The organism is Paenibacillus sp. HJGM_3 (assembly GCF_045062745.1).
Classification (GTDB): domain Bacteria; phylum Bacillota; class Bacilli; order Paenibacillales; family NBRC-103111; genus Paenibacillus_AA.
In genome coordinates this window covers 447,104-461,992 of sequence record NZ_JBJGED010000001.1, presented here as the reverse complement: position 1 = coordinate 461,992, position 14,889 = coordinate 447,104, and the positions used below count along the sequence as shown (strand labels likewise).

Sequence of the window (14,889 nt, the reverse complement as noted above, 5' to 3'; positions counted from 1 at the left end):
GTTATCCGGTTGAGGGGTCAAGCTCCGAAGGAGCTTGGCACGAAGAGTGGTACCGCGGGAGCAGAGGCTCTCGTCTCTTGAATTCGTTCAGGAGACGAGAGCCTTTTTTGGCGTTCGCACACAGTTCTAGGTGAAGATGCTTTGATCAGGAGGAGATAGGAATGAGTACGGTACAACAACTACTGGCCGATGCCTTGCGCGAACAGGTGGCCCGTCTGCTGCGGGAGGCGGGCCTGGAATGTCCTGCCGACCTGCAGGTGCAGGTCGGGCCGCCGTCCCATGCGCAGCACGGCGACTACGCGTCGAACGCGGCCATGCCGCTCGCACGCCTGCTGCGCCGGGCGCCGCTGTCTATCGCGGCCGAGCTGTGCGACGGCCTGCTGGCGGATGCCAGCGGCGGGGGTGACGTCGGCGCCGGCGGGCTGCTGGCGCACGTCGAGGCGGTGGCGCCGGGATTCTTGAACATGCGCCTGAACTGGCGGCGCTGGGCGGAGATGGACTTCGACGCAGGTCGAGAAGACGCGCATGCCCCGCCGCCTAAAGTCGTGATCGAGCATACGTCGATCAACCCGAACAAGGCGGCGCATATCGGCCATCTGCGCAACTCCTGCATCGGTGACACGCTTGCCCGGCTCTACAAGCGCGTCGGCTACCGGGTCGAGGTGCACAACTACATCGACGACCTGGGCAATCAGCTGGCGGACACGGTCGTCGGGCTGCTTCACACGGGAGCTGAAGGGGCATACGCCCGATTCGGCGACTATTGCTGGGACACCTACGCGGCGGTGAACCGGGCGTATGCGGCCACTCCGTCGATGACGGAGGAGCGGACCCGCGTCCTGCACGAGCTGGAGGAGGGGCGGTCGAGCACCGCCTGGATCGGAGAGCTAGTGGCGGAGCGTATCGTGCGGGAGCACACGGAGGAGATGCGCCGGTTCGGCATCCGCTACGACGTGCTCGTGTGGGAGAGCCATCTCGTGCGCCAAGGCTTCTGGGCGGCGGCGTTCGCGAAGCTTAAGACGACGCCCGCTTTCGTCCTGGCGGAAGAGGGCAAGCTGGCCGGCTGCTGGGTGCTGAAGCACGGAAGCTGCGCCGAGGACGCGACCGATCAGGTTGATGCCGAGGAACTCGCGCCGGGACAGGCGGACCATTCCGCGGACAAAGTTCTCGTCCGCTCCAATGGCATTCTGACGTACACGGCGAAAGATATCGCCTACCATCTGTGGAAGTTCGGGCTGCTGGATCAGACGTTCAAGTACACCCGCTTCGCAACCGACAGCCTGTGGACGACCGCTCCGGCCGGCGCGGGGGTGCGCAAGCGTTTCGGCCAAGCGGATATCGTGCTGAACGTCATCGACCACCGGCAGCAGTACCCGCAGGCGATGGTGAAGCAGGCGCTGGAGGCGCTCGGCTTCATCCGCCAGGCGGAGCGGCTGCGGCACGTCAGCTACGGCGTTGTATCGCTCAGTCCGGGGACGGCGGCGGAGCTCGGTATAGACACGTCGGATGGCAAAGGCTCCTACGCGATGTCCGGGCGCCAAGGGATCGGCATCAAGGTAGCCGACATGCTGCAGCTGATGGAGCGCGTCATCGAGGAGAAGCGTTCGCGCCGGACCGGGCTGACGAGCGAGGCGATCGCCGCGGCGGCCATTCGCTATTACTTGCTGCGCTACAACCTTCAGACCGAGGTCGTGTTCGACCTGCACAAGGCGACGGAGATTACGGGCAACACCGGCGTGTACTTGCTCTACGCGCATGCGAGGGCGGCAAGCCTTCTCGCTAAGGCTGAGCAAGAGGCGAGTGAGAAGGTTAGGCCGGGAGAGGCTGGAGAGTTGGTGTCGTCGAAGGCTCCACCTTTCCCGGCCGTGCTGGAAGCGGCCGAGTACGCGCTGCTGCGCCAGCTCGCTTACTGGCCAGAGACATTGGAGGCTGCCGCCGAAGAGCGGGCTCCGAATTTGATCGGCACGTACGCCTACGAGCTGGCGACCGCGTTCAACACGTTCTATGCGGCGTGTCCGATTCTGAAGGCGGAGGGGGAGAGAAGGAGCTTCCGAATCTGGCTGACCGCCAAGTACAAAATGACTTTGGCCGACGCGCTGCAGGTGCTGGGACTGCCCGCGCCTAACCGCATGTAATGGGGGGATAAGGGAAGCCGAAAAAATCGGGTTACTGGTCGGAATCCGGGGCGGTGGACGGGATTAAGCCGAAAAAATCGGGTTACTAGCAGGGACCTGGGCCGTCACCCAGGCCCCGTTTTTGGCTTAAAGCACAAATTTACCGCGACAGCGTCAGCTTAATATCCTGCGGGATATTGCCGAAGTGCTTGCCGAGCAGGTTCAACCCTCCACGATGGCGGGCGTCGGGCTTCACCGCGAACCGCACGACGATCGGCTGATTCGCTTCCAGCTTCAGCTGCCCGATCGTCACGGACGAGGACGGCGTGCCGTTGATCGAGCTGCCCTGCTCGTCCACGGTCCATTCCGTCAGCAAGCCGTACTGCGTGCCCCCCAGCCACCAGCTGGGGGTGAGCTCGCCCTTCTTCTCCCCGAAATCGCCGGGGCTCGTCCATGTCCCGATCTCCAAGCCGTTGATCGACACCGTGATGTCCGACGGCCAAACTTCCTTGTAGCCGAGCGCCTCGGAGCACAGCTCCGCGCTCAGCGACAAGCCCCGGAACGGCTTCCCGGCATCCGCCGAGTTCGGGAATTTATACTCCACATAGCCGTCTTCGCTGAACCAAGCGAGGAATGCGTCCGAGCGCTCCGGGCGGTAGAACGCATGCGGGTCGTCGACCGATCCGATCAGCCCTTCCGGGCCGACGAGGCCGCAAGGTGCTTGAACCCGAAAGTCGCTATACATGCCGACTGGCATCTGCACGGTGTAGGCGGCGGACATCTCAGTGGGCACGCGGGGCAGCTCGAGGAGCAGCGAGTCGCAGGCGCGGGAGCAGATCTTCCCTCTCCCGAACCGCTGAGCCGTCTCGACCAGGCCGACCGCCTCGAGCATCTGGATGTTGATGGAGACCGTCGGCTGCGCGACGCCCAGCTGCTGCGTCAGTTCGGTCACGCTCATCGGCTTCCCGCTCAGCGCCTCCAGGATCCGCAGCCTCAGCTCGCTGGACAGCGCCTTCGCCACCTCCAGGACGTCCGGCGTCGGGATCCGCTTGCACACTTGTTCCTCTTCCATTGCATTGTACCCTCGTTTCGCTCGCATTCTATTAATCCTTAGTGTACATGGATGACGGACACGTTGCAAAACATCTGTTTATAACATGGATGGTTAACAGCCATAAGGTAAAATTTTAATTTCATATTGGGCGATCTTTCAGTGGATTTTAAGCTTCATCCTATATGCTAGGGATAATTCGGCATAACGAGGAGGAACGATCCCATGATGGCCAAAATGGGACCCAAGATGGTTGCACTGTGTTCGGCGGCCATAGGATTGATCTATACAGCGGGGTACCTGGTGACCGATACGGCCGATGCCGGCGCCGCAAGCGGAGTCCCGATCGCCGCGGCCCCGAAGGCGGGCGTGCAGGCTGAGCCTACCGTCCGTCCGGGGCAGACGCCCGTTCCTGATCGGGGCTTGACGCGCGAAGGAACCCGCGGCAGCTTCGATCGCGGTCGGGAAGGCCGTCAGCGGCCCGGGGAAAATCAGCCGTCCAATGGAGGCTCGGGCGGGACCGCCGGGAGTACGGGCATGCCTCCCGCCCCGACCGGCACGGCGACGTACAAGGACGGCGTCTACAACGGCTCCGGCACGAACCGGTTCGGGACGGTGGAGGTCGCCGTCACGGTCAAGAGCGGTAAAATCGCCGCCGTGAATATTACGAGCAGCCGGACCCGGTACCCGCAAAAATATATCGACCCGCTGCCAGCCCAGGTGGTGGCCAGGCAGACGTATCAGGTGGACGTCGTGAGCGGCGCCACATACAGCTCCGAAGATTTCATGAACGCAGTCTACCAGGCGCTGCTGCAAGCAGAGAAGGCATAGTCATGCATACAAAGCGCATCTATACCTCGTCGTTACTCTGCATGGATACACGGGTGACGTTCAAGGTCGTGACGGCCGCCAGCGAACGCGACGTGGAAGCCGGCTTGGACCGTGCCTGGGCTGCCTTCCGCCACGTGGAGGCAACGTGCAGCCGGTTCGATCCGCAGAGCGAGCTCTCCCGGCTGACCCGCCGCATAGGCGTTGCCGTGCCAGCCAGTCCTGCGTTGTTCGAAGCGATCCGCTTCGCCTGGGAGGTAGGGCAGCTGACGGACGGCGTGTTCGACCCTACCGTCGGCGCGGCGATGGAGCGACGAGGGTTCGATCGACATTACTTGACGGGTGAGCGAATGCTAGCTAACCGCGATATCGCCGCAGCAGAGGAAGACTTCGCCTCTGCTGTACCGCCCGTCAGCTATCGGGACATCCTGCTCGACGAGGAGCGGAGGACGATCGAGCTCACCCGTCCGCTCACGCTCGATCTCGGCGCCGTGGCGAAAGGGCTGGCGAGCGATCTAGCCAAGCGGGAGCTCGAGTCGTTCGGAGACTTCCTGATCGAGGCAGGCGGAGACGTGTACGCACATGGCTGCAACGAACGGGGGACCCCATGGAGAGTAGGCGTGCGGCACCCGCAGCCGTTCCTGATCCCTAATCTCCTCGATCTCACGGACCGTCCGGATGCGCTTATGGGTTGGATAGACGTATCCGGAGCGGCGGTGTGCACCTCCGGCGGGTATGAGCGACGGGCGGAGCTGCCGCAAGAGCACCATCTGCTCGATCCGCGAACCGGGCGTTCGCCGCAGGCGGCGATCAGTTGTACGGTCATCGCCCCATATGCGATGATGGCGGACGCCTTCTCGACGGCGGCTTTCATCCTGGGGCCCGAGAAAGGCACCGCCTTGCTCGACAGCCTGGATTTGGCGGGGATTACGATCTCGAACGAGCTTCAGACCAACGAAACGAAGAGAATGAGGGGGATGTGGCATGAGATTGCAAGCTGAACGGAACCGGCCGCAGCCTTCGAGAGGCGGCGACTTCGATTATTTCAATACCCCAAAAGGGATGCTGCTCGTGTTCCTCTCCATATTGGCCTTGCTCGGACTGCTCCAATCGCGCAGCGGAGCCGGCCTCGCGCACCTGCTCGTCTCCGTGGCGACGGCGGTCGTCATCGACGCCGGCACGAATTATCTCTTGCGCCGCAAGAGGAGACTGCCCGACAGCGCGATTCTCACCGCGTTAATCGTGTCGATGGTGCTCAGCCCGGCGGCGCCGTGGTACGTCTCCGTGTCCGCGACGGGTATCGCCCTGCTGTCTAAGCTGCTGTTCCACATCCGCAGGAAGCCGGTTTTCAATCCGGCGGCCTTCGGCCTATTCGTCGCCCTGCTCCTGAGCTCGAGCGGGCAGGACTGGTGGGGAGCGCTGTCCGGCCTGCCGGTCTGGTGCATCGCGCTGCTGGTCGTCGCAGGCTTCATGGTGACGAACCGAGTGGGCAAGTTTCCCCAGCTGTTCGCCTTCCTAGGTGTATACTTCGGTCTATTTATGCTGATGGGAGTGTTTCAACTCGGGGAGGCGGCGGAAATTTTTCGGGTTCCTTTCATCCATTCCGCGCTGTTTCTCGCTTTCTTCATGCTGACCGATCCGCCAACATCGCCGGCCCGCACGCGCGAGCAGCTGCTGTTCGGTGCGGGCGCCGCTCTCGTGAGCGTAGCGGTCAACTATACGATCGGGGGCTTGTCGTTCCTTCTCGTCGGTTTGTTGGCGGCGAACGGCCTGCATGCGGCGCATGTCAAATGGGTGTCGCGCCGGCAGCCCGGCTCCCGGCAACAACCGTCTACGGCAATACGGACCGAGCCGCGCTAAGCCCGGCCGTATAGCCGGTGGAGAAGGCCGCGGTAATGTTGTAGCCGCCGGTATAACCGTGGATGTCGAGCACCTCGCCGCAAAAATATAAGCCTGCCATCAGCTTCGACTCCATGGTCTTGGGGTCGATTTCTTTCAAATGCACCCCGCCGCCCGTGACGAAAGCCTCCTGAATGGAGAGCGTCCCGTACACGGCAATCGGAAACGCCTTGATCGCCTTCGCCAGCTCCATCCACGCTTGCCGGGGGAGGTTGTCGTACGTGAGCTCCTCTCGCAGTTGCGCACGCTGCAGCAAGAGGGGGATGAGCCGCTCCGGCAGGAGCGGCTTTAATACGTTTTTGATCGCCTTCTTGGGCTCCTGCTTGGCCAGCTCCAGCGTCTCGGCATACACGTCGTCGACACTCTTGGCCGGGAACAGGTCGAGCGTGAGGGTAACGTGCTTCACGTCGAACTGCTTAAGCGCCTTCACGACGAATTGGCTGCAGCGCAGGACGGTCGGCCCCGATAAGCCGAAGTGGGTGAAGAGCATGTCCCCTTCGTGGGTAACGATCTTTTTGCCCTTAGGGTTCCAGACGGTCAGCGCGATATCGCGCAACGATAGCCCCTGAAGCTCCTTGGACCGAATGAAAGGCTCGCTCGACGTGAGCGGCACCTCGGTCGGATACAGCTCGGTGATCGTATGGCCGGCTTGCTCGGCCCAAGCGTAGCCGTCGCCCTCGGACCCGGTCTGAGGGACCGATTTGCCCCCGACGGCGATAATGACGGCCCGGCTCTTGATCTCCTCGCCCGAACGGAGCCGGACCCCGACGGCGCGGCCTTGGCGATACAGCACTTCCCGCACCGGGCTGTTCACCAGGATACGCACGCCTTGCTGCCTCACTTGCCCGACCAGTGCGTCCACGACCGTCTTCGCGCGATCCGACACCGGGAACATGCGCCCGTTGTCCTCTTCCTTCAACCGAATGCCCAGCCCTTCGAAAAAATCGATAATCTCGCGATTGCCGAACGTAGCAAGCGCACTGTAGAGGAAGCGGCCGTTGCCGGGAATATGTTTGATCAGCTCGTCCATGTCCTTGTTGTTCGTCACATTGCACCGGCCTCCGCCGGAGATGCCCAGCTTGCGCCCAAGCTTGTCTCCCTTGTCGACGAGCACCGTCCCGGCCCCGTTCCGGCTGGCCGCGATCGCCGCCATGAGTCCCGACGAGCCCCCGCCTATTACGATGACATCCGCATTCATTGTTTCGACTCCCTTGCTTGCCGTATCCTGAATAAAAGCGTTCTGTTCCCCATCATACCGTATGGGCTCACCGTCTGCCATAGGGGATGACGACCGGCTCGCCGATCCATCGCCGCCGGGTATGCTCGCGGAACCGGATGACGACCGCATCCGTTCGCACCTCTACCGCCAAGCTCTCGCTCAGCCCGGTAGACTGGTCCTGCCGGTCGAGCGTATCGTAAACCGAACCGCTGCCGATGGCGGTGAAGCTGCCGCTGCGCCATACCTGCTGTGTGGTCCCGGCATCCCAATGCGTATGGCCGGAGAAGAGGAACACGTCCGGGTAGGCGGTGAGAAGCCGCCGCAGCGCCTCGTGCTGCACGACGCCCAGCTCGCGCGAACTGCCGTCCGTCGTACCGGGCAGCGGTTGATGCAGGAAGACGAAGATCGGCTTCCGCCGCTCGGAAGGTTGTCCGGACGAAGCGCGATACAACTCCAGCCGCTCCTTCAACCAATCCAGCTGCCGGTCCGACAGCCATGCGTCTTCGCCGACGTCCGGCTCGACGTCGCGGTACGCTTCTCCGCTCAGGAACAAGAACGGATAACCGTCGACGATCTCCTCATGATAGGGCCGCTCGTAGCCGAACTCGGAGTCAAACAGCTTCACAGCTTGTCCGGACGACCAATGATCCGTGAGCTTGCTATAGGTCCAGTTCCACATTTTATAATATTCATGATTGCCCATCGTGAACGCGACCGGAGGGTGATTCTGCTCGGCGAGCAGCTGCTTCAGCCGCTTGTAATCGGTCGGATCCCCATTCGTGGAATCTCCGTTCAAGACGAGCAGACGCGAGTCCGGCGTCTCCCGCATCGCGTCCTCCAGGGCGTTCCGGAATAGCTGGTGTGAAGGCAAGTGGAAATCCTGCACGTGCACATCGCTCATCACCGTGAAGCGGAATACCGTAGATCCGAGATCGGAAGCCGCAGGGGGAGCGCTTGTCGCGAGCACATAACGCGATTCGTTCTGCAACCAAGCCAGCCAAGTAATCATCAGCGTGAACGCCAATCCGCCAAGCAGGAGGATCGGGCGCAGACGGGGAATGGTATACCAAGGTTGAGTGCCGCGTCCAGGCGGTCCGGATGTTCGAGGATGTGAGGGCATGAACAGATCCTCCTCTCAGGGAATTCTTAACAGCGTTCGAGCTTATCTATGAAAATACGACGGCTAGTGCACAGTATGGTTCCTATAGCGAAGCTTTATTCGACATGAAAGGAAGATGTCATCTCAAATGAATGATCTCATCGAAGTGGGACCTCTGATCGTAAAACGCGGGCTGTTAGTGCTGCTTGCGGCAATCGCATGCGGGCTGCTCGCGATCCGCATTAGTCGGCGCCGGCTCGGCCCCGAATCTATCGCTGCGCTCGATGTGCTGCTGCAAGCCGGCCTCATCGTCCTGCTGTTCTGGAAGTTCGGCCATGTGCTGTCCGCCCCGGCTCTGCTGTGGGAGCGACCGCAGTCGCTCCTCCTCATGTCGGGCGCCGCGCGCGAAGCGGTTCTCGGCCTCGTCGTCGCCGTCGCGGTGACTTCCTATCGCGCCCGGAAGCAAGGCATGCCGCTTGCTCTGCTCTTGGACGCAGCCGCCTACGGGGCAATCGCAGCCGCTGCGGTCTATTCGCTGCTGCAATGGCGGTACGGCCTGCCCACGAATTTGCCGTGGGGCATCGGCGACGGGATCGGGCAGGAGCGCTACCATCCTGTGAACGTCTATATGTTGCTTTTAACCTCGCTCGCCGCCGTTCGAACCTGGAAGTTGGCAGCCGAGACAGGAAGCGGCCGATTATTCCAGGAAACGGCGATCGTGTTCGGCATCGGCGGACTGCTAATCTCGTTATTCGGTGCCCGAGGCGAACCGTTTTTGCTCTATCTCTCCAGAAGTCAGCTTCTGTATGTCGCATTAACGCTGGCCGGGGTTATTTTTTCCCAATCGACGCATAATACGGGGAGAAAGGAGCTGATAGCCATGCAACCGAAACACGACCCAAACGGCGATTCGCTGGAGCAGCGGAATCAGGAGCATAAAAACGCCGCCAGCCCTAAGCATGGGGGGGCCAACCCGGGCATCGACAAGAAATTGGACGGTCCGAACCGGCCTTCCACTTAGCCCGCGGAGGAACGTCTATGACTGCGAACAACCAATCGAACGGCCATTCGGCCGAAGAGCACGATCCCGCCAAAGCGTTGGAGGCGTTAGGCGCTCCGGAGCTCGATCCGTATGAGATCGACTTCCTGCCGGAATTCGAGCGAGGCCGGGGACCGCGCGCCGCCTTCGTGAACGAGCATGGCGTGTTGATCGGCGACCATGAGTACGAATCCCCCAATTCCCCGCTGCAGCAATGGTCGACGGAGACCGATCCCGCCGTAATGGCCGGGGACGAGTGGGTGCATCCGTTCAAGGACATCGGGTTCCGGAGCGAGGAGAACCGGCAATTTTTCGAGCAGGGCATTTTGCCATCTTCACCAGGCTCCAAATTCATGCATCCGGACAAGGATGTCGCCTATCAAGACGGACTTTCCGCCGAGGACGCAGGGGAGTCGGGCCCGGACGCAGCGCCGGATAAGTGACTTTCGCGTTCGACAACCCTTTGCTTCTTCCGGTCGGAGATGTATAATACGGGTAGACCCCAACATTTTTTCAACTCTGACCATTAAAATAGAGGAGTGAAGTCACATGTCGATGTCGTTCGAAGCTTATATGCGGGATATGATTACCCCGATGCGTGAAGAATTAACCCGTCTCGGCATTACCGAGCTGAAGACGCCTGAGGACGTCGTAGAGAAATTCGAGGATGCCAAGGGTACGACGCTCGTCGTCGTCAACTCCGTCTGCGGCTGTGCCGCCGGCCAAGCCCGTCCCGGCGTAGCGCGCGCGCTTCAGAATGAGAAGCTGCCGGATCACCTGTACACCGTCTTCGCCGGACAGGACAAGGAAGCGACGGCGAAGGCCCGCGAATATTTCACGCCGTACCCGCCTTCTTCCCCTTCCATCGCCCTGATGAAGGACGGCGAGCTCGTGCACATGATCGAACGCCATCAGATCGAGAACCGTTCGGCCGAAGAGATCGCCCGCGACCTGACGAGCGCTTTCGAGAAATATTGCAGCTAATTTGCATAAGCGTTACGCGAACCGCCCGAAGCCTTTGTGCTTCGAGGCGGTTTTTCGCGTTCACGGCGAGGTTCTGCCTAGCGGATTAGCTCAACAAACCGGTTAGCTGCACTGGACAATGGCATATTGCGCATCGTCATGATGCCGACACGGGAGGGTGGCAGTGAGATGTCCAGCTGAATTTCGAACAAAGAGCCGTCTTCGAGTTCATTCAAGACAAACTCCCGGGTGACGTACGAGATGCCCAGCCCTCTGCGGGCGAACTCGATGAGGAGATCGACGCTGCCGACCTCGATCTCCGGCTTCAGCGTATGGCCATAGCTCTGAAACAGCTCCGTGACCGCCATCCGGGCCCGGCTGTTCCGGGAGAACAAAATGACAGGGTATTGAAGCAGCATATCGAGGGTCAGCACTTGGTCCTTCAGCTCGGCATAATGGCTGCCGGCCACGAAGCAGTCTTGCAGCTGGAAGCTCTCCCGAACCTTCAGCTGCGGATCGACGATCGGCAGGCGAACGACGCCCAGATCGATCCGGCCTTCCTTGAGAAATGAAATGACATCCGGTGTGGTGCCGTGATGCAGATGCAGTTTGACCCCAGGATGCTTGGCGCGGAATTCCTCCAGAATCGGAAGCAAGTAATGCTTGAACAGCGAGTCGCTTCCGCCGATGCGCAGTTCGCCGCTGTCCAGATTTTTGAGCGCCAGCATGTTCTCTTCCGCGTGAGCGATCAGAATCATGGACTGTTCGATATAGGAGTAGAGGATCGCGCCCTCCTGTGTGAGCTCAACCCCCTTGGAGTTGCGGTAAAAAAGCGTCATGCCGAAGCTGTTCTCCAGCTGCTTGACAGCATGACTGACACTCGGTTGGGTGAGGTAGAGCGCGTGGGCGGCTTGGGACAAGCTGCCCGTTTTGGCAGCCCAGTAAAACACCTTGTACAATTCAAAGTTATTGTTTATAGACACGGTCTATAGCTCCTCATCAATATATCAATTACATGTATACCCCTCATTTGTATTATAGTGATTCTAAGTCAAAAAGTAACTAATCGCATGATCAGGTTATCAGACCTCATGGGAGGATCATCATGTTGGAGCCAGCCACTATAATCTTGTTCGGGGCGACAGGGGATTTGGCCAAGCGCAAAATTTATCCCGCCCTCTATAACATGTTCCTTGACGGAAAGCTTCCGCAGCCGTTCTCCCTCATCGGACTCGGAAGAAGGGAATGGACCGATGAGTCCTTCCAGGCCAATGTTGAGAAATCGATCAAGCTATTTTCCAGACGCGAACCTGCCGATCCGGATACGATCATGAGCTTCATCGGCGCGTTCCGCTACAGGGTGCTGGACGTGGGGCGCGAAGAGGATTACCGGAAGCTCTTGGAGCAGGTGGAGAAACGCGAGAGGGAGCTGGGGATTCCTCAGAACCGGTTGTTCTACTTGTCCGTCGGACCTGAATTGTTCGAGCCGATCGCGTTGCAAATTCGCGGCAGCGGGTTGGGTACTTCGAACGGCTGGAAGAGGCTGGTGATCGAGAAGCCTTTCGGGCATGATCTGGAATCGGCCAGACGGTTGAATCAGACTTTGAGCCAAGCGTTCGCAGAGCAAGAAATTTACCGGATCGATCACTACCTCGGCAAGCCGATCGTTCAGCGCCTGGAGTCGTTGCAGCAGGCTCATCCGGCCTTTTACGAATTATGGGTGGACCGCCAAATCGCCAATGTGCAGATTACCGCGAACGAGTCCGTCGGCGTAGAAGAGCGAGCAGGCTATTACGATCATGTCGGCGCGATCAAGGATATGTTCCAGAACCACATGCTGCAGCTGCTCATGATGACAGCCGTGCATATCCCGAAGGATAGCGGGAACGGAAAGGGCCGCAGCAAGAAAACGAAAGTGATGGAAGCCCTGGAGCCGCTGCAAAAGGAAACCCTCCGCAATCGCGTAATCCGAGGGCAGTATACGGAAGGCGTCATCAAGGGCGATTTCGCAGCCGGTTACAAATCTGAACCGGGAATTGCTCCCAATTCGATGAACGATACGTTCATCGCCGCCAAACTTCAGATCGCCAATGACGATTGGCGGGGCGTACCGTTCTACCTTCGTACCGGCAAGCGACTGAAGGAGAAGTCGACGCGAATTGTGGTCGAGTTCCAAGGTGCCAGCGAGCCGGTTGGAGAAGAGAGCCATTCGCCGAATCTTCTTGTGTTGGAACTTAGCCCCAAGGAGTCCATCACGCTGCAGCTTCACTCGCGGAAGCAAGGACGGAGCGAGACGTTCCAGCCGATAGAACTCGATCTCGGCGCCAACCCGATGAATGCTCCGGAAGCGTATGAGAATTTGATCTGGGATGCCCTGCGAGGGGACGCGACCTTCTTCGCTCATTGGAACGAAGTGGAATTGTCCTGGCAGTGGGTGACGCCGATTCTGGAGGCTTTTGCCGAGAATGAAGCTCCGCTGCTGCCCTATGCAGCCGGTACTTACGGGCCTGCCGCAGCGGACGCCCTGCTAGAAGCAGACGGTTTCCACTGGTGGTTTGACGACAAGCTGGACCGGGAAGACCGGCAAGACCAAAATTCGGATAGAAAAGAGGGAATCCGTTATGCCTATCACACAAACCATTGATCAATTAGCGATCGATACGATCCGTACTTTGTCCATCGATGCGGTTAATGCAGCGAATTCCGGACACCCGGGACTGCCGATGGGTGCAGCGCCTATGGCTTATGCGCTCTGGTCGCAGCATTTGAATCATAACCCGAACCATTCCAAGTGGTTTAACCGCGACCGGTTCGTCCTCTCGGCCGGACACGGTTCGGCTTTGTTGTACAGTATGCTTCACCTCTCGGGCTACATGGTGTCGCTCGACGATCTGAAGCAATTCCGCAAGCTGAACAGCCGTACTCCGGGTCACCCCGAATATGGCCACACCGACGGGGTAGACGCGACGACCGGACCGCTCGGGCAAGGGATCGGGAGTGCGGTCGGGATGGCGATGGCCGAAGCGCATCTCGCGGCGAAATATAATCGGGAAGGCTTCCCGATCGTCGATCACTACACGTATGCGTTGGTAGGCGACGGCTGTTTGAGCGAAGGCATCTCCTACGAGGCAATGTCGATGGCAGGTCACATGAAGCTGGGCAAACTGATCGTGCTGTATGATTCCAATGACATTTCGCTCGATGGGGCGCTGAATCTCTCCTTTAGCGAGAACATTCAGCAACGGGCCGAGTCGGTGAACTGGCAGTATGTGCGCGTCGAGGACGGCAACGATGTCGCGGGCATCTCGAAGGCCATCGCTGCAGCCAAAGCGAATAGCGAGCAACCGACGCTTATCGAGGTTCGGACGATTATCGGCTACGGCAGCAAAGCCGCAGGCACGAACAAGGTGCACGGCAATCCGCTTGGCCTTGAGGAAGCTCAAGCCACGAAAGCGAGGTACAACTGGCTGTTCGAGGAAGAGTTCACCGTTCCGGAGGCGGTCAAAGCCCATTTCGCCCAGCTGAGACGCGAAGGCGCCGCTAAAGAAAAAGAGTGGATCCAGCTGCTCGAGTCGTATAAAGCGCAATTCCCTGCAGAAGGCCGGGAGTTCGCGCAAGTTCTCGACGGAACCGTCTCGCTCGACACGTCCGACATTCTGACATTCGATCCTTCCAAATCCATCTCGACTCGCGTCGCGAGCGGCGAAGCGATCAACCATTACGTCAAGACCGTTCCTGCGATCTTCGGCGGCAGCGCGGACTTGTCGCATTCGACGATGACGGATATCAAGGGAGAATCGGTATTCGCCGTCGAATCCTACGCGGGACGCAACATATACTTCGGCGTTCGCGAGCATGCCATGGGCGCGGCCGGCAACGGCATGGCGCTGCATGGCGGAGTCAAACCGTTCGTCAGCACGTTTTTCGTCTTCTGCGATTACCTGCGTCCCTCGATCCGGCTCGCGGCCTTGCAAAAGCTGCCGGTCATCTATGTTTTCACCCACGACTCGATCGCGGTCGGTGAAGACGGCCCGACACACGAGCCGGTGGAACAACTCGCCTCGCTACGTGCGATCCCGGGGCTTACCGTCATCCGTCCGTCGGATGCGAACGAAACGGCTAGTGCTTGGGCTTACGCCTTGGAGCAGAAGGAAGGTCCGGTGGCGCTCATCCTGAGCAGACAGAACCTGCCGGTCTTCGCCGAGACCCGAGGGAATAAAGAACAAGTCGCTCAAGGCGGTTATATCCTGACGGAGACGAATGCTCATCCGGACGTCGTGCTAATCGCTACCGGCTCTGAGGTGTCCCTCGCCGTAGGGGCCAAAGCGGAGCTGGAGAAGGAGGGCACATCGGTTCGAGTCGTCGCGATGCCTTGCCGTGAGCTGTTCGATCGCCAACCGGCCGCCTACAAGGAAAGCGTCCTGCCGAATGCCGTCACCAAGCGGATCTCCATTGAAGCCGGCATTTCCTTGGGCTGGGAGCGATATACCGGCCTCGGTGGTAAGGTAATATCGGTCGATACGTTTGGCGCTTCCGGATCGAGCGGCGCGGTTCTTGCACACTTCGGCTTTACGGTAGATCGCGTCGTCAGTGCGGCGAAGCAATTGCTGCAGTAATCCTTTTTTACACAACAAGAGGTCGCGAGCTTCGCGGCTTCTTTTGTTTTTCAAGGATATT

General features: G+C 59.9%; 13 protein-coding genes and 1 other annotated feature (1 of these 14 running past the window's edge). Of the genes, 9 read left to right on the top strand and 4 right to left on the bottom strand.

The window, feature by feature from the left end:
- Positions 1-81 (top strand) — a binding site (T-box leader) (it extends 170 nt beyond the left edge of the window).
- Between the two features lie 80 nt (positions 82-161).
- Positions 162-2,135 carry an arginine--tRNA ligase gene (locus tag ACI5FR_RS02010; protein WP_405449599.1) on the top strand — a complete coding sequence of 658 codons (1,974 nt, stop codon included), beginning with the start codon at positions 162-164 and terminating at the stop codon, positions 2,133-2,135.
- A 139-nt stretch (positions 2,136-2,274) separates the two neighbouring features.
- Here ACI5FR_RS02010 and ACI5FR_RS02005 read toward each other — a convergent pair whose 3' ends face one another.
- Positions 2,275-3,186 (bottom strand): ArsR/SmtB family transcription factor, encoded by a 912-nt coding sequence (locus ACI5FR_RS02005; protein ID WP_405449596.1) that lies wholly within the window; start codon positions 3,184-3,186, stop codon positions 2,275-2,277.
- Positions 3,187-3,390: 204 nt separating this feature from the next.
- On the opposite strand from ACI5FR_RS02005, the gene ACI5FR_RS02000 reads away from it, so the two are divergent.
- From ACI5FR_RS02000 to ACI5FR_RS01990, 3 genes are read left to right on the top strand one after another with little or no spacing between them, the layout of a single operon-like run.
- The gene (locus tag ACI5FR_RS02000) at positions 3,391-3,996 is read left to right on the top strand and encodes an FMN-binding protein (RefSeq protein WP_405449593.1); all 606 of its coding nucleotides are present in this window, start codon (positions 3,391-3,393) and stop codon (positions 3,994-3,996) included.
- Positions 3,997-3,998: 2 nt separating this feature from the next.
- Positions 3,999-4,994 (top strand): FAD:protein FMN transferase, encoded by a 996-nt coding sequence (locus ACI5FR_RS01995; protein WP_405449590.1) that lies wholly within the window; start codon positions 3,999-4,001, stop codon positions 4,992-4,994.
- Positions 4,978-5,853: an RnfABCDGE type electron transport complex subunit D gene (locus tag ACI5FR_RS01990; protein ID WP_405449588.1), complete on the top strand. Its 876-nt coding sequence runs from the start codon at positions 4,978-4,980 to the stop codon at positions 5,851-5,853. The genes ACI5FR_RS01995 and ACI5FR_RS01990 overlap by 17 nt, the downstream gene beginning before the upstream one ends.
- On the opposite strand, the gene ACI5FR_RS01985 is transcribed toward ACI5FR_RS01990, so the two are convergent.
- Both ACI5FR_RS01985 and ACI5FR_RS01980 read right to left on the bottom strand, forming a co-directional pair.
- Entirely contained in the window at positions 5,825-7,090 is a 1,266-nt protein-coding gene (locus ACI5FR_RS01985) for a BaiN/RdsA family NAD(P)/FAD-dependent oxidoreductase (RefSeq protein ID WP_405449585.1), read from the bottom strand. The two genes, ACI5FR_RS01990 and ACI5FR_RS01985, sit on opposite strands and share 29 nt — an antisense overlap.
- Positions 7,091-7,157: 67 nt before the next feature.
- Positions 7,158-8,231, bottom strand: a complete 1,074-nt coding sequence (locus ACI5FR_RS01980) for a metallophosphoesterase family protein (protein ID WP_405449582.1) — start codon at positions 8,229-8,231, stop codon at positions 7,158-7,160.
- Between the two features lie 127 nt (positions 8,232-8,358).
- Here ACI5FR_RS01980 and ACI5FR_RS01975 point away from each other — a divergent pair, with 127 nt between their 5' ends.
- The 3 genes from ACI5FR_RS01975 to ACI5FR_RS01965 all read left to right on the top strand — a co-directional run bounded on the left by ACI5FR_RS01975 (position 8,359) and on the right by ACI5FR_RS01965 (position 10,233).
- A complete protein-coding gene (locus tag ACI5FR_RS01975; protein WP_405449579.1) occupies positions 8,359-9,231 on the top strand; it encodes a hypothetical protein in 873 nt (290 codons plus the stop codon).
- Between the two features lie 17 nt (positions 9,232-9,248).
- Complete coding sequence (locus ACI5FR_RS01970) at positions 9,249-9,692, top strand: DUF3905 domain-containing protein (protein ID WP_405449576.1); 444 nt, start codon at positions 9,249-9,251, stop codon at positions 9,690-9,692.
- 106 nt (positions 9,693-9,798) lie between these two features.
- On the top strand, positions 9,799-10,233 hold the full coding sequence (locus ACI5FR_RS01965) for a BrxA/BrxB family bacilliredoxin (protein ID WP_405449574.1): 435 nt from the start codon (positions 9,799-9,801) through the stop codon (positions 10,231-10,233).
- Positions 10,234-10,310: 77 nt separating this feature from the next.
- Here the strand turns inward: ACI5FR_RS01965 and ACI5FR_RS01960 are convergent, their stop codons facing one another.
- Positions 10,311-11,189 carry a LysR family transcriptional regulator gene (locus ACI5FR_RS01960; protein WP_405449808.1) on the bottom strand — a complete coding sequence of 293 codons (879 nt, stop codon included), beginning with the start codon at positions 11,187-11,189 and terminating at the stop codon, positions 10,311-10,313.
- Between the two features lie 131 nt (positions 11,190-11,320).
- On the opposite strand from ACI5FR_RS01960, the gene zwf reads away from it, so the two are divergent.
- Both zwf and tkt read left to right on the top strand, forming a co-directional pair.
- The gene (gene zwf / locus ACI5FR_RS01955; protein WP_405449805.1) at positions 11,321-12,856 is read left to right on the top strand and encodes a glucose-6-phosphate dehydrogenase; all 1,536 of its coding nucleotides are present in this window, start codon (positions 11,321-11,323) and stop codon (positions 12,854-12,856) included.
- Positions 12,834-14,828: a transketolase gene (tkt, locus tag ACI5FR_RS01950; protein ID WP_405449572.1), complete on the top strand. Its 1,995-nt coding sequence runs from the start codon at positions 12,834-12,836 to the stop codon at positions 14,826-14,828. Before zwf ends, tkt begins: the two co-directional genes overlap by 23 nt.
- Positions 14,829-14,889: the final 61 nt, after the last annotated feature.